A 22,159-nucleotide genomic window follows, 5' to 3' on the forward strand; every position below is an offset into this window, starting at 1 on the left:
AGCGACATAGACGGTACAATTCAGTTATTACCAATCAAAGAAAATCAGTGAGATCCCTTTTCGTTGTCGTCCACCCTACCCCAAGCTAACGAGTACCTCAAGTTCTCTGGTTTTATCTCCGGGCAAGGGAATGATGCGTCCGTCAATGGGACTTCCATTGACTTCGAGGCGAACATTGCTTCCCGATCCGTGCCGCTCGATTTTGATCCGATAACGCACGCCTCGATAATATCGAACCGCCTCGAAACCATCCCAATCCGAGGGTAGAACCGGGTCGATTTCGAGGCCGGCGTACGTTGGCCGGATGCCGAGAATCCACTGTGTGATGGCGACGTAATTCCAGGCGGCTGTGCCTGTCAACCAGGAATTCTTTGCTTCGCCGTGAGTCGGCGCATCCTTGCCGGCGATCATTTGAGCGTATACATAAGGTTCACATCTGTGCACTTCACTTATTTCTTCCCGCGCGGATGGATTGATCAACAGATAATATTCGTACGCATCGTCTCCACGCCCCGCCATGGTTTCGGCTATCATGATCCATGGGTTTGCATGGCAAAAAACGCCAGCGTTCTCCTTATATCCAGGGGGATACGACGATATCTCCCCCAGGTGCAGATAGTATCTGGTGAACGCCGGCTGATGAAGCACAATGCCGTGCGGCGTCTTGAGTTGTTCTGCGACAGAATCCAGCGCTTGCAGCGCACGACCGTCTTCCAGGCCCAGCCCGGCCATCACGCAGATTCCCTGCGGCTCGATGAAAATCTGTCCCTCATCGTTTTCACGCGATCCCAATACCCGTCCCATGTCGTCGTAAGCGCGGCGGAACCATTCGCCGTCCCAGCCGGCGGTCCAAACTGCTTTCGCCATCTTCTCCGCCGCTTCGATATAGGTCTTTTCATCGGCCGCGTCGCCTCGATGATTGGCGATAGCCTGCATTTCTTGCGCAGCCAGGACGAAAAGGCCGGCGATGAAAACACTCTCCGCCACCTTGCCGTCTTTGTTGGTTGTGGTCTGAAATGATTGTCCCGGCGATTCGGAGAAGCAGTTCAAGTTCAAGCAGTCGTTCCAATCCGCACGACCGATGAGCGGTAAGCCGTGGGGACCGAGACGATCGAGGGTGTATTGAATCGAACGCTGCAGATGACCATAGATCGGTTCTTCCGTACCGGACAAATTTTCGTAGGGCACAGCTTCGTCCAATATCTCCCAGTCGCCGGTCTCCTTGAGATACGCCGCCACCGACAATATCAACCACAAGGGATCATCGTTGAAGTTGCTGCCGACGTCATTGTTGCCGCGTTTGGTCAAAGGCTGGTATTGGTGATACGCCCCACCGGTGGGCATCTGCGTTGCCGCCAAATCCAGTATACGCTCACGCGCGCGTTCCGGCAGCAAGTGCATGAAACCAAGTAAATCCTGGTTGGAGTCACGAAAGCCCATGCCGCGCCCGATACCCGATTCGAAGTAAGACGCCGAGCGCGACAAATTGAAGGTGACCATCATCTGGTATACGTTCCAGATATTGACCATCCTGTTCGTATGCGTATCCGGGGTGGTCACCTGGAATTTGCCGAACATACCATCCCAGAACGAGCGTAGTTCCTGAAAGGACTCTTCGATCTGCTTCGTCTGGAGATACTTCTGAATGGTTGGTAAAACCAGGCGTTTGTTGATGGTCTGGGATTCGGGCGGATCAAACTTAGCATCGTGCGGATTCTCGTGATATCCCAACAAGAAAACGATCGTTTTGCTTTCACCGGCTTGCAGTTCGACCTTGATGTGCTGCGCCCCGATGGGTTGCCAACCGTGGGCAATCGAATCGGATAAGCGACCCGACTCGACCCCGACAGGCGCAGTGTAACCCCGATAAGGCCCTAAAAAAGCTTCTCGCTGTGTGTCGAATCCAGCGATGGGTTCGGAGCACGCCAGGTAAGCAAAATGATCCCGTCGCTCGCGATATTCCGTTTTGTGATAGATGATCCCGTCCGCCACTTCCACTTCACCTACGTTGTAGTTGCGCTGAAAATTGGTAGCGTCATCCATGGCGTCCCACAAATTGAACTCCACGGACGAAAATACGGACAACTGCGCGCGCGCTGTGCGGTGGTTGGTGAGTTTCAATTCCCAGACTTCGAGGTTCTCTCCCAGGGGGACGAAGTAACGCGTGCTGGCTTCGATCTGCGCCAGTGAAGAACGAATGATCGTATACCCCATGCCGTGCCGGCATTCATATGTATCCAGCGGCGTGCGGGTCGGCTGCCACGAAGGCGACCAGAATAACGCTTCTGCTTGAGCTGCCGAGGCGCCATCATCCCGAAGATAGATGTAGCGCCCACTGCAGTCCAGGGGCGCGTTGTTGTAACGATATCTTGATATCCTTCGCAAGCGGGCGTCTTTGTAAAAGGAGTAGCCTCCTGCCGTGTTGGAAATGAGGCAGAAATACGCTTGCGAACCGAGGTAGTTGATCCACGGTAATGGTGTATCGGGTTGTGTAATTACATATTCGCGCTCAACATCGTCGAAATAGCCATACCGCATGGTACCTCGCTGTGATGATGGTTTTATTCTCGTACCGCGCCCATGGCAATACCGCTAACGATATATCGCGAGAAAAGGGCGTAGACAATCAGGATGGGTACGATCGTGATGGCAAGGCCGATATAGATGGCCCCGTATTCCGTTCGATACACATCACCACGCAGCGTCTGTACCAGCATCGGCAAGGTGTATTTATCGAAGGACGAGATCAGGATGAACGCATTGAAAAAGTTGTTCCAGGCGAAAACGAAGGCGAAGATACCGAAGGTAGCCGCACCTGGAATTGCCAACGGCATCATGATTCTGTGAAAGATGCCGATTTCGCTGGCACCATCGATCCGGGCCGCATCGATGAGGTCCTGAATCAACATCGACTCGAAATACTGCTTGGCGAAGAACACGCCGCCCGCGTTTGCGATCGTTGGCAAGATGAGGGAGGCATAATTATCGGTCAGTCCTAACGTGGACATGTATTGGTAGAAACCGATAATCGAAAGCTGGGTCGGGATCAAAACCAGCACGATGACGAAGTTATTGAAGAACTTCTTCCCTTTGAACTCGTATACAACCAGAGCATACGCCGTCAGAAAGGAAAAATACACCGTGATGAGGGTCGTCGTAATCGACACAAACATACTGTTGGAGAAACCCTTGAAGATGTTGATTCCCTTACTTCCCAGTAGGCGGTAGTTTTCTATCAGGTGTGTGCTCGGCCAAAAACTGATGCCCTGTTGGATTTCAAACGTGGAACGGGTCGCGTTTACAATCAACATCCAGATGGGGACGATGGTAATGAGCAAAAGGAAAATCAGGAGCGCGTAGATCAACCCGCGCGAAATATATAAACCAGTCTTAGAAGTCTCTGCAGAAGTCCGTATCATCATCCTACTCCTGTGCCTTCAACTCAGCCATTTGTGCCCGCAATGGGCGTAACGTCTTCTCTTGCCTCTTCCTTGCCGATGGAAGTTTTCTTTCCCTCATGAAGTAGAAGATCCCCAGTGCAACAACGGTAGTCATGATGAACACGAGCACACCAACCGACGAAGCTGCACCGATGTGGCCTTTGCTGCTCGAGAATTTCATGTACATGAGGATGTTGTTCGTCATAATGGAGCTGCTGGGACCGCCTCGCTGATCGGTCAGCAGAAATGGTATGTCGAACATTTGCATGCCGCCGACGAGCGAAGTAACGAAGACGTAGGTCAGGATCGGCTTCAGCAAGGGCATGGTGATGCGCCTGAACATCTGCGTGCCTGTGGCGCCATCGACCATGGCCGCTTCATACAGGTGCACGGGAATCGCAGCGATGCCGGCCATGATGATGATCGTGGTTTGACCAAACCACATCCACCACTGGATGAATATCACCAGGGCTCGGGCTACTGAGACTTTCTGCAGAAAGTGCACGGCTTCATCCACGAAACCGAGCTGGACGATGGCCTGATTCACAGGACCGTAAAATTGAAACAAACTGAAGAATAATGCCGCGATAGTGGCAGGCATCAACAAGTTCGGCAGATAGAACAGGGCTCGCCACAGTCCCACGCCTTTGATCTTGAGCCTGGCACTTGTAAACCATGCCGACAGCAGCAAGGCGATGCCAATTTGAGGGATGAAGTTAAGCAGCCATAGCAGCCAGGTGTTCGTCACACCCTTCATGAAGAAATTGTCGGCGAACAGGCGCTTGAAATTGTCCAACCCGATATACTTGGCCGAACTCGCATTCATCAAGGTCATATCGGTAAAGCTGAGTGCGAAGGTGTTGTACAACGGATATAACCCGAAGACGAGAAATCCTATGATGAAGGGTGCGATGAAGATATATCCGTAGCTGTTCCTTCGAATTCTGAGGAGTCTCATAACCATTCCTCCATATACCTATTCCATATCGTCCGAATTCAAATAGATGGTGCAGCGAGAAATTAATGTGGGTCAGCGGGAGATCCCCCACTGACCCACACAACTTGCTTCTTACCGATTACTCCATGGTTGGAGGTTCAGGAATAATCAGGTCGGGGAACAGGTTGCGAACTTGCTCAAGCCACTGCTCCCACATCTGGTCGATGGTGATGTTGCCACTGAGATATTCATCTCGAGCGCTCTCGAGTGGGCGCTGAATGGCGTCATCAGATCCGGTCAGCAAGGCACCACTTACGTTGGGTGCTGCTTCGGACCACTGTCGGTAGTTGTTCTGACCGCCAAGCCAGTCGTAAATGTCGCCAGAGTCGAACTCCGGTGTAATTTTCTTTACGACGACCTGGCTGGAGACGAAGTCGCCACCGGGCTGTGCTTGATCTTCAGGAACATCAGGATCAATGGCAGCCAGGTAGTCATTGGTGTAGACACCCAGAGCCCAATTGGTCATTCGGGCTGTTCTTCATCGCGCCTACCCAGGTGCCGCCCCACTGGTAGGGGATCGGGCCGGGGATCAACGCCCAGTCGCCACCGGTGTCGCCCGAGTTCGGGATCAACACGTAGGGAAGACCCCAGGTCGGGAGGAAGTAGCTGAAGATTCTCTTGGGGTTGCCATCGGCGTCCACCAAGGTGTCGCTCATCCCAGCGAACCATCCCTCGGACCATTGACCAGCCTGTGACTCATAGCCTTCATCGCGCATGAGTTTCGCCAGCTGGATGTACTTGATGACCATCGGGTCGATGATCAGCTCACCGTCAACGATCCACGGCTGTGAACGATTCTGCAGGTAGGGGTTGAACAAAGCGGCCGAAGTGCCGACCATGTAGTAGTCGCCATTCGAGCATTCTTTGATCGTTGCAGCGACCTCGAGGAATTTGTCCATATCGGAAACCATTGCCTGAACTTCGCCAGGATCTTGCGTTCCCAGACATTCCTCAGCGATGCTGCGGCGGTAGAAGAAACCACCCGGGGTCGCCTGATAGGAAAAGCCCTTGGCGACGCCACCGTACGTCCCTACTTCGACGACGGACGGATAGGTCTCAACCGCTTCCGCTGTCGGCAGCAGGTCATTGAGATCGGCCAAGAAATCAGCCTCGACCCATTCCTTCACGAATGCAGCTTCCAAAGCAACCACGTCGGGGATGTCTGAGGTCCCGAGTGCTGCCTTCAGCTTCGTCTGGTACTCACCGTTGGTCATGGGGATCATGGTGTAGACGACGTCCACTTCGGGGTGCCTACCCTCGAACGCGATCGCCATGGTTCGGATTTCGTTGGTGAATGACCATACATTCAGCACCGTTTTTTCAGTTTCGCTGGGGGGCATTTCCTCTTCGGGCTCCTCAGCTTGTCCGCCTTCCTCTTCTGGCTCCTGCATTGGAGCTTCCGTGGTAGCGGTGCCGCAAGCTGCCAGAAGCATCGTCGCGATGACTAGCAAGCTTATGAGCAACAAAAGTGACTTACGCATGTTTTTTCTTCTCCTCTAAGGACGAACTTATTGGTTATGCGTTTCTTTTGTGGAGCTTTCGATCACCCCACGATTGCGGCAGAGCTTCCTTGTTTCATGAATGCTTCGACGAAAAGTTCTGCCATGCGTACCAATTTATTCTGCAACCACCTCCTTCCCAACCATATTCTAATTAAATTTGTACATCTTGCAAATCTATAAGTAAAAAGTCACACGCCACACACTACGCGGGTACAGCCTGGCCGTGGCATGAAGTCCGTTCGACCAACTTGGTCGGCATCTTGTACACCGATTCTTCGAGTGACTCATCTTCGATCAATTTGATCAGCATCTGTACGGCAATGTAGCCCATTTTTTCCAGGCATTGATCGATCGTCGTCAGTCCCAGATACTTCGCTTCCGAAATATTGTCGAAACCTACGATAGAACAATCTTCCGGAATGCGGAGGCCCAGTTCCTCTGCGGCCTTGAACACACCGATCGCCGATTGATCGTTGGCCGCAAAAATGGCCGTGGGTGGATTTTCCAACTCAAGCAAGGCCAATCCACAATCATAGCCGCTCTCGGTGGTGAAATCACCCGAGACGATCAATTGATCGTCGATCTCAATTCCGGCGTCTGCGAGTGCGTCCTTGTAGCCCTTCAAGCGGCGCTGTCCGCTGCCGATTTCCGGCCGTCCGGTGATGAACCCGATCCGGGTATGGCCCAGACCCAGAAGATATTCCATCGCTTCGATGGCGCCCTGGTAATTCGTCCCCTGGACGAATGGGTAGCTCGGTTCGCCTTTGATCGGATCCCCGTGAGGATCTACGGAGACGATGGGCGCATCCGAAACGAAACCGGAAGCCGCTGAAGCCACGACGATGGCGCCGTCGGTGATGGAATTATTTAATAACGAAACGTAGTATTGCTCGTGGGAAGCCGCACCGCTCTTCTTAACATCCCCCGTAGTGTAAACCAGCAAATCGAATGGCGAATCGGCAATCGCCCGATTGATGCCCTTCATGATCTCGATTGAATATGGAGAACCAATGTCTGGCACAACTAATCCGATCAAGTTCTTTTTTCTGCTGCGCATACTGCGAGCAGCCAAGTTGGAGGTGTACTCCAATTGATCGATAACCGCGAGCACACGCTCTTGTGTTTCACTTGCAACATCAACTTTATCGTTTAAAACTCGGGAAACTGTCGATACAGAAACTCCCGCCGCTTTGGCGACGTCGTAAATGGTGACTGTTTTTCGTTGTCGACCCATATACGCTTTTTCCTGCCCCAAGTGACCTTCCGGTATCAGTGCCGGTATTGTTACCGGAATGCGTCAATAATTTCGCACATTTTTATCCGGTTGTCAAGCATGAATTCGATTCGAAGCCGAATCCTTGGGGAATCATGCGTTCGGGAATCGATTTGCAGAACGGAATGGAACGCCGTCTCATTTCTGCGGAGATACTTCCGCAAGCGTTTCCTGCAAATCCTGGAAGTCCGTCAGCCAGGCCATCGCCGTGAGGAACCGGGAGGGTGAAGCGAGGACCTGCCACAAACTGCGAACCGCATCGCCGACGGGATCATCTCCCGCCGCTCCACCGGGTTCATCGGCGTAGGCCCCGTAAAATGCGAAATAGGCCTGATTGAGGCGGCGGATGTGGTAGCCGTTTTCCCACAGGAACTGACGGCGCGCTTCCATGTAGGCCTCCGCATCCTCGATGCGTCCCTGCGACAGGAGCGCATCGACTTTCAGACGCGTCTCGCGCATCTCTGCACGAAAGTCAAACGCCATTGGATTTTCTTCGTTTTGCGCTTCCTGGCTTGTTTCAGCCGCGGGCATTGGAACGAGGTCCGGGTAATATTTCTCCAGCGTGAGCAGGCCGAATTCGCTTCCCAGGATGCTGGCGGTCGTCTCGTTCATCGTGCGCAGTTCGGGACTCGAATAGTAACGCAGGCCAAGCGGATGGATGGTGAGGTAGTTGTGAACCCACTCGTGCGCGATCACCTCGGTGATCCAGGTCAATGATGTGCTTTCGCTGACCATCGTCGGATAGATGCCCACACCACCAATCGGCACTACCAGGGCAGAGACGTTCAACTCCCGTTCGACCCGGGTTTCGAGAGTCTGCACTTCTTCCAACGTTATGGAGGGATTCAGAGAGATGTCGGCATCCTGTCGGATGACATCCCGGGGAGACAGGATGAGCGCCATCGGGGGCCGGGTAAAATGGAAGTTGACCGGGGGGAAAGGCACGCCGCCAATCTCGATTCCCGCTTCAGCAATCGATACGGCAACCTGCTCCTGCAAGATCGCCTCGACGACGGGCTGCATAAGATCCAGGCGTTCTCGCAGGGCGTCGCGTGCGTGGATCAATTCGGCCGCATCCGCTTGCGGATCGGCGAGATTTTCATCGGAGGCGAGCAGCGCCAGTTGATTCTCGATCTGCATCACCTTTCCAAGTTGATCCATGTATGCGCGCACGAAAGATGTGGCCTCCCCTTCCGGCAGGTAATCCGTCGCGCCGACCCCGATCTGTTCGGCCTTCTCGAACAGCGCATCGATCGTCCAGGATATGTAATTGAATTCGATATCTCGGGTGTACATGTGTACTCGCTGATTCGGCTTCAAGGGCTGCAGCGTACTGCCAGCGACGAGCGTGAAGAAAAGGAGCATCCCAAGAAGACGCCCCAACCACCTTTTCAAGTTGCGCAGGGAAATCACCACAGACATAATTGCATCTTACCAGCGCGTTCTTGCCTGTCAATGTTACTCATATCGATGTGATATAATCCCCCGACTTGGACGCTACGCAAGAGATTCAACCCGCAGTGGAATCATGAATTTTCTAGTGACCGGTGCTGCCGGCTTCCTCGGATCGGCCCTCGCGAATCGACTTGCCCGCGAAGATCATGAAGTACGTGGTCTCGACGATCTCTCCGCAGGGGATCCCGAACGTCTGAATCCGAACGTGCTCTTCACCCGCGGCGATGTCAGCGACAGGCCCAAGTTGTGGACCTTGCTGCAAGGGGTGGATTGCGTTTACCACCTTGCCGCCAGGGTATCTATTTCCGAATCCATCCTCTATCCACGTGAGTACAACAACGTAAACGTCGGCGGCACGGTGAGCGTCATGGAGGCGATGCGTGACGTGGGCGTTCAACGCGTCGTGTTCATCTCCTCCGGTTCTGTCTACGGCGACCACGACCACCAACCTCTTTCGGAAAACGACCCTCCGAACCCGGGCTCGCCCTATGCCGTCTCGAAATTGGCCGCAGAGCATTACGTGCGCACGATCGGTTCGCTCTGGGGAATCGAAACGGTCTCCCTGCGCGTGTTCAATGCCTACGGCCCGGGACAACCCCTGCCGGCCACTCACCCACCCGTCATCCCGCATTTCCTCCGCCAGGCCGTGCGTGGCGGCACGCTGGTGATCTACGGCGACGGCGAACAAACGCGCGATTTCGTATATCTCGACGACGTGGTCGAAGCGATGGTCGCAGCCGCGACCGCGCAGACCGTCGACCGCCAGGTGATCAACATCGGCAGCGGAATCGAGACGAGCATGAACGGCATCGCGCAGCGCGTCATCGAGACCACCGGAAAGCAAGTCGAGTGGATGTACAAAGAGGATCAGAACCCGGGGCCTTCGCGCATGTGCGCCGACATACGACTCGCCCGGGAAAAATTGGGCTACAAACCGCGCGTCACACTCGAAGAAGGCCTGAAGCGCATGGTGGAACTCGATCCTCGTTTTCAGTCCACGGAATGAAATACCCCGGTCATGCTCGATCCTTACGATCGAGGGGGTTCGAAGCACGATGGACGACCGAGTCCGGCGGACAACCATGAACCGCATCCGTCCGAAACGCAGACTGCCGCGTACATTCTTCAACCGCCCGACGCTTACGGTCGCACGTGAGCTGCTCGGGAAACGGCTGGTGAAGCTGGAAGATCAGCACGTGCGCCTCTCCGGCATTATCAACGAGACCGAAGCCTACATCGGCGCGGACGACCTCGGCTGTCACGCGCGCTCGGGGAAGACCCAGCGCAACGCCGCCATGTGGGGTCCGCCCGGGCATTGCTATGTGTATTTCACCTACGGCGTGCATTGGATGCTCAATTTCGTCTGCGAGGAGGATGGCTTTCCCGCCGCCGTTTTGATTCGCGGCATCATGCCGCAGGAAGGCCGGCCCATCATGCGCCGCCGCCGTGGTCGGGCTTCCGAGTTCGGACTCACGGATGGACCGGCAAAATTATGCCAGGCATTGTCGATCGAGCGCAGCTTCGACGGCCACGATCTCTGCCGGCCGACATCGCAGTTGTTCGTGGAAGAGGGCATGATTGCGGGAAATTTCAGCGTGACCGTTGGGCCTCGAGTGGGTTTAAATAATGTGCCAGAACCATGGAAGAGCATTCCATGGCGTTTCCGTATCGAATCCGTCCAATCCGACGAAACGAACGAAAACCCCAGGCGGAGGAACGAATGACGTATCAATCCATCGTGCTCGTCAAGCAAGTCCCCGACACGCGCAACATCAGCGGCGAGGTGATGACGGCCAAGGGCACCATGAACCGCAGCGCCCTGCCGGCGATTTTCAATCCAGAGGACCTGAACGCGTTGGAAATGGCGCTCCAGGTTCGGGAACAATACGGCGGAACGGTCACGGTCCTGACCATGGGACCGCTCAAAGCTGCTGAAGTCCTGCGCGAGTCTCTCTACCGTGGTGTGGATCGCGTGATACTGCTCTCCGACCGCGAGTTCGCCGGCGCAGACACCCAGGCAACGTCCTACACGCTGAAATACGCCGTAGAAAAAGCAGGGAATTTCGATCTGGTGTTTTGCGGCCGCCAGGCGATCGACGGCGATACCGCGCAGGTCGGTCCGCAGGTTGCGGAAAAGCTGGGACTGCCCCAGATCACGTATGCCGAATCCATCGTCAGCCTGGAAGCTGACGAAATCGTCGTGCAGCGGGCGTTCGATTTAGGCAGCGAACTGGTCAAATGCAAACTACCCTGCCTGCTCACCGTAGTCTCGTCCGCCAATCGACCGCGCCCCGCTTCGGCGCGGAAGCGCATCGCCAACAAACTCGCCGCCGTTCCGGCAGAATATCCCGGCCTGCTCGAAAAATGGCCGGAGTTCGAGACGGAAGAAGCCCTCGAAAAGTACCTGAGCGGGCACAACCTCAAGATCCCGGTCTGGAGCGCAGACGACCTCGATCTCGATAAGTCGCAGTTGGGATTGGCCGGTTCGCCCACGCAGGTTTACAAGGTGAATTTCGTCGTGTTGGAAAGCGGCGAGAGCAAAGAGATACCGGCGACTCCGGAAGGCATCAAGGAGTTGATCAACGAACTTGTAAAAGAATACGTTGTGGGTTGAGGACGAAGGAAAACCGGGATACGAAACGAACTTCGTATTCTCCGACAGGATAGACGCATGACAGAATCAAAAGACATCTGGATTTATATCGAACAGGAAGAAGACCGGATCGGCGACGTGAGTCTGGAGCTGCTGGCGAAGGGCCAGGAATTGGCGGCCACCCTGCAAAGCCAAGTCTGGGGTTTGTTGTGTGGTCATCAGGTCGAGAAGCTGGCCGAAAGCGTGATTCAATACGGCGCCGATCGAGTGCTGGTCGTGGATCATCCCGAATTGGCCCTTTACAGAACCCTGCCATACGCACGCGTGGCCATCGATTTGATCCGCCAACATCAGCCGTACATCTTCCTCATCGGCGCCACGCCGCTCGGGCGCGACCTGGCGCCGCGCATCGCCAGCGCCGTCCAGGTGGGGTTGACTGCCGACTGCACCGATCTGCAAATTGGAGATTACACCTCGAAGAAGGAAAAGCAGGAATATAAAGACTTGCTGTACCAGATTCGGCCCGCATTCGGCGGCAACATCATTGCCACGATCGTCAATCCCAAGACGCGACCGCAAATGGCGACCGTACGGCCGGGCGTGATGCAGGCCAACACGCCCGATGCGAACCGAAAAGGCGAAATCGATAACTTCGAACCCAGCTTCGAATCCAACGACTTTGCGCTCGAGGTGCTGAGCCGGGAGATACGCGAACCGAGCGTGAATCTGAAGGATGCACCCATCATCGTCGCCGCGGGCGGCGGGGTGCAGGGTGTGGATGAATTTCACCTGATCGAGGAACTGGCGCACATCCTGGGCGGAGAGGTAGGCGCCTCGCGCGCCGCTGTAGACGCCGGCCTCGTTTCCAGGGAACATCAAATCGGACAGACCGGCACCACGGTGCGCCCGCGTTTGTACATCGCCGCCGGAATCTCGGGCGCCATTCAGCACAGCACGGGCATGGACAAATCCAACAAAATCGTCGCCATCAACACCGACCCGGACGCGCCCATCTTCAAGGTCGCACATTACAAAATCGTCGGCGACGTCGCCGAAGTCCTGCCGCTGCTTATTCGCAACTTGCGCGAAAAAGCCAAATAACCGAGAACGAGATAGGGTAAACCAAGATGACGGAAAACTTTTTCCTCGACAACCTCGATCTTCAATTCCGCCTGGCGCAGCTCGACCTGAGAGACATTCTCGAGATCAAAGAGAAAGGCTACACGCTTCACGACGCATATACGGACGCTCCGCGTAACTACGCCGACGCCATCGATAATTTCCGCCTCCAATTGGAAATCCTGGGGGACATCAGCGCCAACATCGTCGCTCCCACGGCGGCCGAAGCCGACGAGAAGGGCGCCCAATATCTGGACGGCAACGTCGAATACGCCGACGTGACCAAAGAGGGCATCGAAGCCTTCAAACAGGCCGAGTTGATGGGCGCCATGTTACCCCGGGAATACGGCGGCCTGAACCTGCCGGAAACGATCTACCAGATGATGGTCGAGATCGTCTCCCGGGCGGAGGCGGGGTTGATGACCGTGTTTGGCTTGCAGGAAATCGCCGCCTCGATCAACGATTACGCCGACGAAGAAACCAAGGCGCGCATCCTGCCCCGCTTCGGACGTGGCGAAGTGAGCGGCGCCATGGTCCTGACCGAGCCCGACGCCGGTTCCGATCTCGGAAACGTGCAGACGAAAGCCAGCTACGATGAAGCAGCCGGGTTCTGGCGGCTGAACGGAGTCAAGCGTTTCATCACCAACGGCAATGCGGACGTGCAAGTGGTGTTGGCCCGCAGCGAGGAGGGATCGACCGACGCCCGAGGGTTGTCGTTGTTCGTCATCGAGAGAGACGAGAGTGTGCGCATCCGGCGCATCGAAAACAAACTCGGCATCCATGCCTCCCCGACCTGCGAGATTCAATACAGGGACACACCCGCCTGGCTCATCGGAAAGCGGCGCTTCGGGTTAATTCGCTACGCCATGGCGCTGATGAACGGCGCACGGCTGGCGGTCGGCGCACAGGCCGTGGGCATAGCCGAGTCGGCATACCGCTAGGCTTACAAGTTTGCCAACGAACGCTTTCAATTCAACCAACCGATCATGAAGCTGCCGGCCGTCTCGCGCATGCTGCTGTCCATGCGCGGGGAACTCGAAGCCAGCCGGGCGTTGATCTGTGAAGCCGGCGTCTGGGTGGACCGCCTCAAGGCCTACGAAGAACGCATCGCCGAGGGCGAAACAACGCTGCGCCAGGAAGCGAAGGTCGCCTCCAACCGGGCCGACGTACTCACGCCCCTCACCAAGTACTACACCACCGAGATGGCCAACCGGGTTTGTTACCTGGCGATGCAGATACACGGCGGCGTCGGCTACATGCGCGAGTTCAACGTCGAGCGCCACTTCCGCGACGTGCGCGTGACCAACATCTACGAAGGCACCAGCCAGATGCAGATCGTGGCGGCACTGGGGAAACTGCTGGGCCACGCCCTGGACGATCGACTCGATCAGTGGGCTTCGCAGGATTACGGAACAGACCTGGAGGATTTGAAGGAGCAGCTCGTCGACGCCACCGACTTATTGCAAAAGGTGACGGACGTTTTAAAGGAGAAAGAACGCGACCTCATCGATTACTACGCCGTCGATCTGGCCGACATCGCCGCTTACGTGGTCAACTCCTGGCTGCTGCTCCAGGACGCACTCCAGTCCGAACGCAAAGGCGAGCTGGCCCGCATCTACATTACGGAACACCTGCCGAAAATCCATGCCGCCGGTGAAACCATCCTCGCCGCCAATGAAAAGCCCCTGATGGCACGGGAAAAGGTTTTGGCTGAGAAGTTCTAGCCTGCCAGGCAGGTCGATCGGCTGATCTGGATCCTCAGCCGGCAATAAACGCAGCACGAGAGACGATTTTCATTTCGGCCGACGTACGGGTTGCCGCTTGTGCCCAGGCGGGTGAATTCTCATAACAGCATAGTACGTCGACACGTTCACGGGTTAATAATAAGAAGTAATTCTCCATATCGCACATAGATCTTGTATTGGTGGATCGGGAGTATTGAAATGGGACTTTTATCGGGTAAAACCGCATTGATTTTCGGCATCGCCAACGACCACAGCATCGCGTGGGGCATCGCCCAGGCGTTTCACCAACAAGGAGCCCGTCTCGGCTTCAGCTACGCCGGAGAAAGCTTGGAACGGCGCGTCCGGCCGCTCGCCGATTCGATCGGAGTCTCTTTCGTCGAACCGTGCGATGTGACCAACGACGATGAAATTCAAACCGTGATGGACAAAGCCGGGGAAGCCTTCGGTCAGATCGACGTTCTGGTCCACGCCATCGCTTTCGCCAATCGGGAAGATCTGATGGGACGTTTCCACGAGACGAGCCGCTCGGGTTTTCATCTGGCAATGGACATCAGCGTATTCTCCTTGATCGCATTGGCGGGCGCCGCCGCGCCGCTCATGTCCAGGGGCGGATCGGTGCTCACGCTGACCTTCTACGGCGGGCAGAAAGTCATCCCCAATTACAACGTCATGGGAGTCGCGAAGGCGGCGCTCGAAGCCTCGACTCGCTACCTGGCCGCCGATCTCGGTCCGCAAGACATCCGAGTCAACGCCATCTCCGCCGGCCCGGTGCGCACGCTCTCCGCGTCCGGGATCAGCGGTTTCAAGGACATGTATCGCCAATACGCTTCACTGACTCCGCTGCGGCGCAACATCTCGCCGGACGACGTTGGCGGAGCCGCAGTATGGCTGGCATCGGACCTGGCAAGAAACGTCACCGGGGAAGTCATTTTCGTCGACTCGGGTTACAATATCCTTGGTCTGACCGGTCCACAAGAAGAATAGCGACGGGAAAATCAAAGTTGGATCGACACTCGTGATCAACAATTACCTCGATGAATTTCTCCTGCGAAACGACCCTGAGAGCCGTCACTTTCGCTCGAGACTGACCCGATCCGTCTTTATCGGTTTCTACACGGTCCTCGGTATATGGTTGATCGCAGACATCGTGTTTACATTCGTGCTCTCGGATCGCTCCACATCTGCGATGGCCATCGACCTGGCCATTATCTTCATTCTCGCTGCAAGCGGCGCATTGTCATACAGAACTATGAATCAGGGGAATGTGGATCGCGCGGCCATGATCTTGTCCGCGCTCATCCTCATCCTCACGCTGATCTGTACGCTTCTATTTCCCCAACAAATCTACATTCTCAGCGTCGCATATCTGGTGGGCATTCTACTGGCCGGCATTACGCAAGGCGGCAAGTCGGCCTTCATTTTTGCGGGTCTTTCATTCGCCGCCATCAGCATCGCCTGGTGGCGGGTTTATTTAATGTACGGGGAATTGGATCCGCTTTTCGATGGCCCGATTGGTGTGTTCTTCATCATCGGCCAGGCGACGCTGTATTTTGGCTTCGCCGGCATTCTGCAATCGCTGGCGGATTACATCCGGGAGACGGTCGAACGCTTATCCGCCCAAACCGAACAATTGACCCAAATGGCGCTCACCGATCCGCTGACCGGTCTTTCAAACCGCCGCCACATTCTCGATCAAATGGAGCGGGAATTCACCCGCGCGAGACGTTATCGCCGCCCGCTCAGCCTGGTTTTCATCGACATGGATGGTTTCAAACCGATCAACGACCACTTTGGGCACATCTTCGGCGATGATATTCTGCGCGGCGCCGCCGTATCTCTTTCCGGCGTGCTGCGCTCGACAGACTTGTTGGCTCGTATCGGCGGTGACGAATTCGCCATCCTGCTGCCCGAGACCACGATCGGCGGCGCGCAGGGAGTGGTGACGAAACTGCGCAAGGCGCTTTCAGCGTACAGCCGGCATTTGGGCGCATCGATTCCTCGAGTTGGACCAGCTTCCCCTTTTCAATTCCACAAGAAGGAACCCTCGCCGGAATTGAGGTCCGTGATGCGAGTGGAATGACGAGCGATTTACTCCCCGCCGTCAACGGATAGAACGGAAGACAATCACAGGCAACAAGACGAAAGGCAACGAGGTGAGCCAATGGTACATAGTGCTTACGTCCAGGTTTCCACCCGCGGTCATGCCGACATGCACGATATCACCCGAGATGTCGCGCAGGCATTGGCGGATACCGGCGTACGAAACGGCTTGGTCACGGTGTTCACGGCTTCTTCGACGAGCGCGCTCACGACGATCGAGTACGAAAGCGGCGCTCTGGCAGACTTGAAGCGCACCCTGGATGAGATCGCGCCTCCGAATCGCGACTACAAACACAATCTTCGTTGGGGAGACGGCAACGGCCATTCCCATCTGCGCGCTGCGTTGATGAAACCGTCGCTCTCCATACCCGTCATCGACGGCCGCATGACCCTGGGAACCTGGCAGCAGATCCTGTTCATCGACTTCGACGTACGGCCCAGGCAGCGTGAACTTGTGATACAAATCATAGGAGACGATGAGTAGAAGGATCTGTCGATCCGCCGTAGAGGAGCACTCGTATTGAGCCCGGAATCCCAACCCCGCCTGCTGGCCGTCATGGCCCATCCCGATGATGAGAGTTTCGGCGTGGGAGGCACGTTGGCGCTGTATGCACAACGCGGCGTCGAAGTCTATCTGATCTGCGCCACGCGCGGCGAAGCGGGCGATGTGGACGATTCGCTGCTGCGGGGTTACGACGATGTCGCCATGCTGCGCGAAGACGAACTGCGCTGCGCAGCCGGCATATTGGGCTTGAAAGAAGTCTATTTCCTGGATTACCGTGATTCGGGAATGCCCGGTTCGGCGGACAATCGGCATCCGAAGGCGCTCGCTGCTGCGCCGCTGCAGGAAGTCGCCGCGCGCGTGACGTCCTTGATGCGCAAGATTCGACCTCAGGTAGTGATCACCTTCGATCCTTACGGTGGTTATGGTCATCCGGACCATATTGCGATCCAACGTGCCTGCACCGAAGCTTTCCATGCCGCCGGGAACCCGCAGGCGTATCCCGATGGATTAGATCCCTACCAGCCGCAGAAATTGTATTACCACACCTTCCCGCGCGGCGCGACTCGCATGCTCGTGCGCTTGATGCCGCTGTTCGGAAAAGATCCGCACCGGTTCGGCCGCAATGAAGACATCGATCTGGTCGAGGTGGCTTCGAAGGATTTTCCGATCCACGCCAGGATCAACGTCAGCAAGGCGCTCGATGCGAAGGAGCGCGCATCGGCCTGTCACTCGAGTCAGAATTCCGCCCCGGGAGGCGGTTTCGTCAATTGGATCTTTCGACTCTTCTCTCGGCACGAAGGCTTCATGCGTGCGTATCCCCCGGCAAACAAACACACCCGCGAGAAAGATCTCTTCGAAGGCGTCTCGTTCGTTCGCTGTGATCCTGACTCATCCCCTTCGACGATCGCAGCCAGTTGAAGAACTTCAGAATTCCGATTGGATAGGCACCATCCTGCACGTCGAAGCGCACGAGGTCCTGACCCGTACAAAAGTCATTAGACGACGTGATTCTCGCATGGTATGATACCGAGGTTTTCGTATCCGAAACCTTGCACGAAATGGGTAACGTATGCCGTTCGACGAATACCTGAGTCAGAAACCACCAAACCAATTCAATTTACCGCAGCGCATCCATCGTCTCAGCGAGCTTTCTTACAACTTATGGTGGACCTGGCATGCCGAAGCGGAGCGCGCCTATCGCTTCATCGATCCCGTCACCTGGGAAGGCACACGCCACAACCCCGTTCGCTTCCTGCGCCAAGTAGAGCGTCAAAAGCTCGATGCAGCCACACGGGACAGCGGCTACCTTGAAATTTATGATCGAGTCATCCGGGCCTTCGACGAGTATATGGCGGACACCAAGCAGACCTGGTACATCGACACCCATCCCGAACGGATTCACCAACCTATCGCCTATTTTTCCACGGAATTCGGCCTTCACGAGACTCTACCGATCTACGCCGGTGGTCTGGGCGTCCTTTCCGGAGATCATCTAAAAGAAGCCAGCGATCTCGGTATCCCCCTGGTGGCGGTTGGGTTTCTCTATACGCAAGGCTACTTCATCCAACACATTACCGAGGATGGCTGGCAGGAAGCCGAATACAAGAATCTTTCCTTTCAAGATTTACCCGTTTTCCCGGTCGTCGACGAGCACGGCGACAAACTCACGGTCAACGTCCCGCTTGGAGAGCGCGAGGTCCAGGTTTGTATGTGGCGCGTTCAGGTCGGTCGGACGCCGCTGTATCTGCTCGATTCGAACGTCGAACAGAATCGCCAATCCGACCGCAATTTAACAGCCAGGCTCTACACCAGCGATCTCGATTCACGCATATCCCAGGAGATCATCCTCGGCGTCGGCGGTGTGAGAGCGCTGCGGGCGCTGGGCTTCAATCCCTGCGCCTGGCACATGAATGAAGGCCATTCGGCATTCATGGCGCTGGAACGAGTGCGCGAGATGACCGCCAGCGGAACGTCCTTCGATACCGCCCTGGAAAAAGTCAGAGCCACCACGATCTTTACCACCCACACCCCTGTTCCTGCGGGACACGACGAATTTCCTCTGGCATTGATCGATCAGTATTTCGAAAAATATTGGCCGAAACTCGGCCTGGATCGAGATTCCTTCATCAACCTGGCGCTGCACACCCAGAAATGGGGCGAACGCTTCAGTATGGCGATCCTGGCTTTCCGCATGTCGGAACATTGCAACGGCGTGTCCGAACTGCATGGCCGCGTGGCGCGGAAAATGTGGGCCTTTCTATGGCCCGATCGACCCGTCGAAGAAGTCCCCATCGGCCACATCACGAACGGGATCCACTCATCCACCTGGGTGGCACGCCGCATGGGCGAACTGTTCAAGGAGTTCCTGGCCGCGGATTGGGAGAAACACCTCGACGACCCTCTACTCTGGGAGTACATCGATCGCATTCCCGATCACGCACTATGGGACGTTCGCCGCCATCTGAAACGCAAGATGACCGATTACCTGCGGGAACGCGCCCGCCCACAGTGGCTGTGCGGAAATGACCATCCGGTCCAGGTCATCGCGAGCGGCGCCTTGCTCGAGCCTTACGCGCTGACGATTGGATTCGCCCGCCGTTTTGCCACATATAAACGCGCCGATTTGATTCTGCGTGACGTGGATCGCCTGCTGCGTTTGCTCAACCGGCCGGACATGCCCGTTCAGTTGATCTTCGCCGGTAAAGCTCATCCGGCCGATGATCCGGGGAAACTTCTGATTCAGGAAATATACCGTCAGGTCAAACGCGCCGAGAACGGCGGCCGTTTGGTTTTCGTCGAAGACTACGACATGAATCTGGCGCGCTATTTGATACAAGGCGTGGACGTGTGGCTCAACACACCCCGCCGCCCGAACGAAGCCTCCGGCACGTCGGGGCAAAAAGCCGCTTTGAACGGCGTATTGAATTTCTCGATTCTGGACGGGTGGTGGATAGAGGGCTACGACGGTGAGAACGGCTGGGCAATCGGCACGTTGACGGATTTCGATACTCCGGAAGCCCAGGACGAGGCGGACGCCGAGAGTCTCTATCAAGTTTTAGAGAACGAGATCATTCCGTTATATTACCAGCGCTCGGCGGACGACCTGCCAGGCGAGTGGCTGCGAAGGGTGAAACGTTCCATTCAGTCGCTCGCGCCGCGTTTCAGCATGCGTCGGATGGTGAAGGAATACGTCAACAATATGTACTTGCCGGCGCTTCCGAATTGTAAGAAAAAAGATTACGAATAAATTCGATGCTCGATCTCCTCGCAATAAACCCGGCTTTTATGCCCCTGGTAATCTTTTTCCTGCGCGTGACGGATATGTCGCTGGATACGCTGCGGGTTCTGTTCGTCATCCGGGGACGCAGGCCGTTCGCATGGATCTTCGGATTCATCCAATCCGCACTCTGGGTGATCGCCATCACCAGCGTGCTCAGCAATCTGGACAATCTCTTCAACCTCATCGGATACGCCGGTGGTTTCGCCACGGGCAACGTCGTAGGCATGATGATCGAGGAGCGTCTGGCTGTTGGCTTCAGCCACGTCCGCATCATCAGCTCCCGGCGGGGAAGCGCCATCGCAGAGGCACTTCGCCATGCCGGACACGCCGTAACGGAGATTTCGGGCCGGGGAAAAGACGGAACCGTTTCCGTCTTGAACTGCAGCGTAAAACGCCGCAAAGTGAGAACCGTACGAAAGAGCATCAACGAAATCGATCCGGATGCCTTCGTCACCGTCGAGGACATCCGCCCGCTCCACCGAGGCTACTGGAGAGGCTGAGTGGAGAAGGCCGGATAAGATGCGCGTCGGCTATCCCATCGTCACACTTCTCGTGACCATCGTTCTCGCCAGCCTCGTCGGATTCGCAGGCGTTACCCTTCCCCCCGCGCCGACCGTGGCCTGGTCTGCGATTTCCAGCGGTATCGTCCCCATCCTCATCTTCCTGCTGCGCACCAGCGATCTGACCATTTCCACGATTCGCACGTTGACCATCGTGCAAGGACGCAGAACTACGGCCTGGCTGCTCGCCTTCCTTCAATCCTCTCTGTTTGTGGTCGGTGTTGCGGGTGTCCTGGAAGATCTCGACAATCCCTGGAATCTCGCAGCATATGCCCTTGGTTTCGCCTTCGGGAACGTGCTGGGGATGGCAATCGATTCGAAGATTGCACCCGGACACATCCTGCTGCGGATCACCTCATCGAATCTGGGTGAAGCGTTGAGCACACATCTCCGCGCAGAAGGTCACGGGGTGACCGAACTATCCGGCACGGGTTTGATGGGGACGGTGCACACGCTGCTCACGTTCGTTCCCCGCAAGGAACTCTGGCACGTCAAGCGCCAAATCCTGGAAATCGATCGGAACGCTTTCATCACCATGGAGCCGGTTCGGCAGTTGCAGGGAGGCTGGAAAACTTGAAATAATTATTACAATTAGAAACGTTATTCTATCGAGCTTCGAAAATAAATCACCCTCTCAAGCTAAGAAAATATATTCCACCTCTTTCCTGAATTTATGGAGTACAACCCTGTCTCGTTATAGGAACAATTTCAAAATTAAAAATATCCTTCCAATGTGAATAATAGCTAACATCCGGAAGTAATCCATTATTGGAATCGAAATATTGATCGAAAATCAGTCGAAATGTATTCACGGGTGTAATTGTAGGGTAAAGTGCATCTGTTCCTCCACCAGGCAAATAATATGCATTTAAAATATTTGTCCTTCTGTAATCATTTACGGTCTCCACACCTCCATGATCCCCTTGTATCACAATAATTGGAGGTATATCTGAATGATTCAAAATATTGTCGATCGAGTCAATGATTCTTGAGTTCACATATTCAACTTGTCCTCGATAACCAACAATATTGTCAGTTTGATTCGGCACGAAATCTCCACTCGCACTAAATATATATGGTTCGTGGGGAATGGTGATATGGGCGAAAACAAATTTTGGGCCTTGGATTGAAGGCACCGTACTCAGTTTGTCAAGATTGTACTCAATACGCATGTATCGATCGTAACTTGCTGACTCGTCAATTAATTTCTTCATTCTATCTTGCAGCAGTGTTTCTGCATCTAAAATGATCAGACCCGCTGTCGTACGGATGAAGACGGCTTCAGGTTCTCGTACTCCAGCTTGAAACAAACGATCTTCCTGATTTTGATCTCTGTATGAAAAATAAACATCTGCATGGGCCCAATTGGTTGGCGGAAATGCGGTTGCGAATGCTACGATTTTGTATCCTATTTTTTTCAACAGACTAGTGACTAGATTTTCCTTTATCACCTGCTCAAATCCGTTAAGATCATCGAATTGATAAAATTCATGAAGATATGCCATGTTTAACGAAGATCCGAGGGATAAACGAGTATATGTATAATTACTATGACTGCAGCGGGCAATATAAAACCCGCGTTCCTCCAAA

21 protein-coding genes and 1 pseudogene are annotated in these 22,159 nt (G+C 55.2%); 14 read left to right on the forward strand and 8 right to left on the reverse strand.

Annotated elements, in window-relative coordinates; translation table 11 throughout:
- Positions 1-75: 75 nt before the first annotated feature.
- From P8Z34_02865 to P8Z34_02895, 7 genes are all read right to left on the reverse strand, one after another.
- A complete protein-coding gene (locus tag P8Z34_02865) occupies positions 76-2,538 on the reverse strand; it encodes a glycosyl transferase (protein MEJ2549606.1) in 2,463 nt (820 codons plus the stop codon).
- Between the two features lie 23 nt (positions 2,539-2,561).
- A complete protein-coding gene (locus P8Z34_02870; GenBank protein MEJ2549607.1) occupies positions 2,562-3,422 on the reverse strand; it encodes a carbohydrate ABC transporter permease in 861 nt (286 codons plus the stop codon).
- A gap of 1 nt (position 3,423) precedes the next feature.
- On the reverse strand, positions 3,424-4,398 hold the full coding sequence (locus tag P8Z34_02875) for a sugar ABC transporter permease (GenBank protein MEJ2549608.1): 975 nt from the start codon (positions 4,396-4,398) through the stop codon (positions 3,424-3,426).
- 118 nt (positions 4,399-4,516) lie between these two features.
- Positions 4,517-4,903 carry a hypothetical protein gene (locus tag P8Z34_02880; GenBank protein ID MEJ2549609.1) on the reverse strand — a complete coding sequence of 129 codons (387 nt, stop codon included), beginning with the start codon at positions 4,901-4,903 and terminating at the stop codon, positions 4,517-4,519.
- Positions 4,869-5,918, reverse strand: a complete 1,050-nt coding sequence (locus tag P8Z34_02885) for an ABC transporter substrate-binding protein (protein ID MEJ2549610.1) — start codon at positions 5,916-5,918, stop codon at positions 4,869-4,871. Before P8Z34_02885 ends, P8Z34_02880 begins: the two co-directional genes overlap by 35 nt.
- A 223-nt stretch (positions 5,919-6,141) precedes the next feature.
- Complete coding sequence (locus P8Z34_02890) at positions 6,142-6,996, reverse strand: substrate-binding domain-containing protein (GenBank protein MEJ2549611.1); 855 nt, start codon at positions 6,994-6,996, stop codon at positions 6,142-6,144.
- Positions 6,997-7,350: 354 nt separating this feature from the next.
- Positions 7,351-8,634 carry a hypothetical protein gene (locus P8Z34_02895; GenBank protein ID MEJ2549612.1) on the reverse strand — a complete coding sequence of 428 codons (1,284 nt, stop codon included), beginning with the start codon at positions 8,632-8,634 and terminating at the stop codon, positions 7,351-7,353.
- Between the two features lie 106 nt (positions 8,635-8,740).
- Between P8Z34_02895 and P8Z34_02900 the strand changes: the two genes are divergently transcribed.
- The 14 genes and pseudogenes from P8Z34_02900 to P8Z34_02965 all read left to right on the forward strand — a co-directional run bounded on the left by P8Z34_02900 (position 8,741) and on the right by P8Z34_02965 (position 21,146).
- The gene (locus P8Z34_02900) at positions 8,741-9,673 is read left to right on the forward strand and encodes an NAD-dependent epimerase/dehydratase family protein (GenBank protein MEJ2549613.1); all 933 of its coding nucleotides are present in this window, start codon (positions 8,741-8,743) and stop codon (positions 9,671-9,673) included.
- Between the two features lie 49 nt (positions 9,674-9,722).
- On the forward strand, positions 9,723-10,391 hold the full coding sequence (locus tag P8Z34_02905; GenBank protein MEJ2549614.1) for a DNA-3-methyladenine glycosylase: 669 nt from the start codon (positions 9,723-9,725) through the stop codon (positions 10,389-10,391).
- The gene (locus tag P8Z34_02910; GenBank protein MEJ2549615.1) at positions 10,388-11,281 is read left to right on the forward strand and encodes an electron transfer flavoprotein subunit beta/FixA family protein; all 894 of its coding nucleotides are present in this window, start codon (positions 10,388-10,390) and stop codon (positions 11,279-11,281) included. Before P8Z34_02905 ends, P8Z34_02910 begins: the two co-directional genes overlap by 4 nt.
- A gap of 57 nt (positions 11,282-11,338) precedes the next feature.
- Positions 11,339-12,361 (forward strand): electron transfer flavoprotein subunit alpha/FixB family protein, encoded by a 1,023-nt coding sequence (locus P8Z34_02915; protein MEJ2549616.1) that lies wholly within the window; start codon positions 11,339-11,341, stop codon positions 12,359-12,361.
- Positions 12,362-12,387: 26 nt separating this feature from the next.
- Positions 12,388-13,320, forward strand: a complete 933-nt coding sequence (locus P8Z34_02920) for an acyl-CoA dehydrogenase family protein (GenBank protein ID MEJ2549617.1) — start codon at positions 12,388-12,390, stop codon at positions 13,318-13,320.
- Positions 13,321-13,338: 18 nt separating this feature from the next.
- Positions 13,339-13,704 (forward strand): annotated as a pseudogene (locus P8Z34_02925) (acyl-CoA dehydrogenase family protein).
- A 3-nt stretch (positions 13,705-13,707) separates the two neighbouring features.
- Complete coding sequence (locus P8Z34_02930; protein MEJ2549618.1) at positions 13,708-14,103, forward strand: Acyl-CoA dehydrogenase C-terminal domain-containing protein; 396 nt, start codon at positions 13,708-13,710, stop codon at positions 14,101-14,103.
- A 219-nt stretch (positions 14,104-14,322) separates the two neighbouring features.
- Positions 14,323-15,108 (forward strand): enoyl-ACP reductase, encoded by a 786-nt coding sequence (locus P8Z34_02935; protein ID MEJ2549619.1) that lies wholly within the window; start codon positions 14,323-14,325, stop codon positions 15,106-15,108.
- 31 nt (positions 15,109-15,139) lie between these two features.
- Entirely contained in the window at positions 15,140-16,204 is a 1,065-nt protein-coding gene (locus P8Z34_02940) for a GGDEF domain-containing protein (GenBank protein ID MEJ2549620.1), read from the forward strand.
- Positions 16,205-16,285: 81 nt separating this feature from the next.
- Positions 16,286-16,708, forward strand: coding sequence for a secondary thiamine-phosphate synthase enzyme YjbQ (locus P8Z34_02945; protein ID MEJ2549621.1), 423 nt, complete (start codon positions 16,286-16,288; stop codon positions 16,706-16,708).
- Positions 16,709-16,744: 36 nt separating this feature from the next.
- On the forward strand, positions 16,745-17,647 hold the full coding sequence (locus tag P8Z34_02950; protein ID MEJ2549622.1) for a PIG-L family deacetylase: 903 nt from the start codon (positions 16,745-16,747) through the stop codon (positions 17,645-17,647).
- 151 nt (positions 17,648-17,798) lie between these two features.
- Complete coding sequence (glgP, locus tag P8Z34_02955; GenBank protein ID MEJ2549623.1) at positions 17,799-19,976, forward strand: alpha-glucan family phosphorylase; 2,178 nt, start codon at positions 17,799-17,801, stop codon at positions 19,974-19,976.
- 5 nt (positions 19,977-19,981) lie between these two features.
- Positions 19,982-20,509 carry a DUF2179 domain-containing protein gene (locus P8Z34_02960; protein MEJ2549624.1) on the forward strand — a complete coding sequence of 176 codons (528 nt, stop codon included), beginning with the start codon at positions 19,982-19,984 and terminating at the stop codon, positions 20,507-20,509.
- Positions 20,510-20,528: 19 nt separating this feature from the next.
- Positions 20,529-21,146, forward strand: a complete 618-nt coding sequence (locus P8Z34_02965; protein MEJ2549625.1) for a DUF5698 domain-containing protein — start codon at positions 20,529-20,531, stop codon at positions 21,144-21,146.
- Between the two features lie 94 nt (positions 21,147-21,240).
- Here the strand turns inward: P8Z34_02965 and P8Z34_02970 are convergent.
- A partial coding sequence (locus tag P8Z34_02970) for a hypothetical protein (protein MEJ2549626.1) occupies positions 21,241-22,159 on the reverse strand: 919 nt, incomplete at its 5' end.

The sequence above is a fragment of the Anaerolineales bacterium genome (assembly GCA_037382465.1).
Lineage (GTDB): Bacteria > Chloroflexota > Anaerolineae > Anaerolineales > E44-bin32 > WVZH01.

What these genes read in the sequence shown, in the direction of transcription:
- P8Z34_02865 (MEJ2549606.1), bottom strand. Translation starts at nt 2,538, where the DNA reads ATGCGGTATGGCTATTTCGACGATGTTGAGCGCGAATATGTAATTACA.
- P8Z34_02870 (MEJ2549607.1), bottom strand. Translation starts at nt 3,422, where the DNA reads ATGATGATACGGACTTCTGCAGAGACTTCTAAGACTGGTTTATATATT.
- P8Z34_02875 (MEJ2549608.1), bottom strand. Translation starts at nt 4,398, where the DNA reads ATGAGACTCCTCAGAATTCGAAGGAACAGCTACGGATATATCTTCATC.
- P8Z34_02880 (MEJ2549609.1), bottom strand. Translation starts at nt 4,903, where the DNA reads ATGACCAATTGGGCTCTGGGTGTCTACACCAATGACTACCTGGCTGCC.
- P8Z34_02885 (MEJ2549610.1), bottom strand. Translation starts at nt 5,918, where the DNA reads ATGCGTAAGTCACTTTTGTTGCTCATAAGCTTGCTAGTCATCGCGACG.
- P8Z34_02890 (MEJ2549611.1), bottom strand. Translation starts at nt 6,996, where the DNA reads ATGCGCAGCAGAAAAAAGAACTTGATCGGATTAGTTGTGCCAGACATT.
- P8Z34_02895 (MEJ2549612.1), bottom strand. Translation starts at nt 8,634, where the DNA reads ATGTCTGTGGTGATTTCCCTGCGCAACTTGAAAAGGTGGTTGGGGCGT.
- P8Z34_02900 (MEJ2549613.1), top strand. Translation starts at nt 8,741, where the DNA reads ATGAATTTTCTAGTGACCGGTGCTGCCGGCTTCCTCGGATCGGCCCTC.
- P8Z34_02905 (MEJ2549614.1), top strand. Translation starts at nt 9,723, where the DNA reads ATGGACGACCGAGTCCGGCGGACAACCATGAACCGCATCCGTCCGAAA.
- P8Z34_02910 (MEJ2549615.1), top strand. Translation starts at nt 10,388, where the DNA reads ATGACGTATCAATCCATCGTGCTCGTCAAGCAAGTCCCCGACACGCGC.
- P8Z34_02915 (MEJ2549616.1), top strand. Translation starts at nt 11,339, where the DNA reads ATGACAGAATCAAAAGACATCTGGATTTATATCGAACAGGAAGAAGAC.
- P8Z34_02920 (MEJ2549617.1), top strand. Translation starts at nt 12,388, where the DNA reads ATGACGGAAAACTTTTTCCTCGACAACCTCGATCTTCAATTCCGCCTG.
- P8Z34_02930 (MEJ2549618.1), top strand. Translation starts at nt 13,708, where the DNA reads ATGCAGATCGTGGCGGCACTGGGGAAACTGCTGGGCCACGCCCTGGAC.
- P8Z34_02935 (MEJ2549619.1), top strand. Translation starts at nt 14,323, where the DNA reads ATGGGACTTTTATCGGGTAAAACCGCATTGATTTTCGGCATCGCCAAC.
- P8Z34_02945 (MEJ2549621.1), top strand. Translation starts at nt 16,286, where the DNA reads ATGGTACATAGTGCTTACGTCCAGGTTTCCACCCGCGGTCATGCCGAC.
- glgP (MEJ2549623.1), top strand. Translation starts at nt 17,799, where the DNA reads ATGCCGTTCGACGAATACCTGAGTCAGAAACCACCAAACCAATTCAAT.
- P8Z34_02960 (MEJ2549624.1), top strand. Translation starts at nt 19,982, where the DNA reads ATGCTCGATCTCCTCGCAATAAACCCGGCTTTTATGCCCCTGGTAATC.
- P8Z34_02965 (MEJ2549625.1), top strand. Translation starts at nt 20,529, where the DNA reads ATGCGCGTCGGCTATCCCATCGTCACACTTCTCGTGACCATCGTTCTC.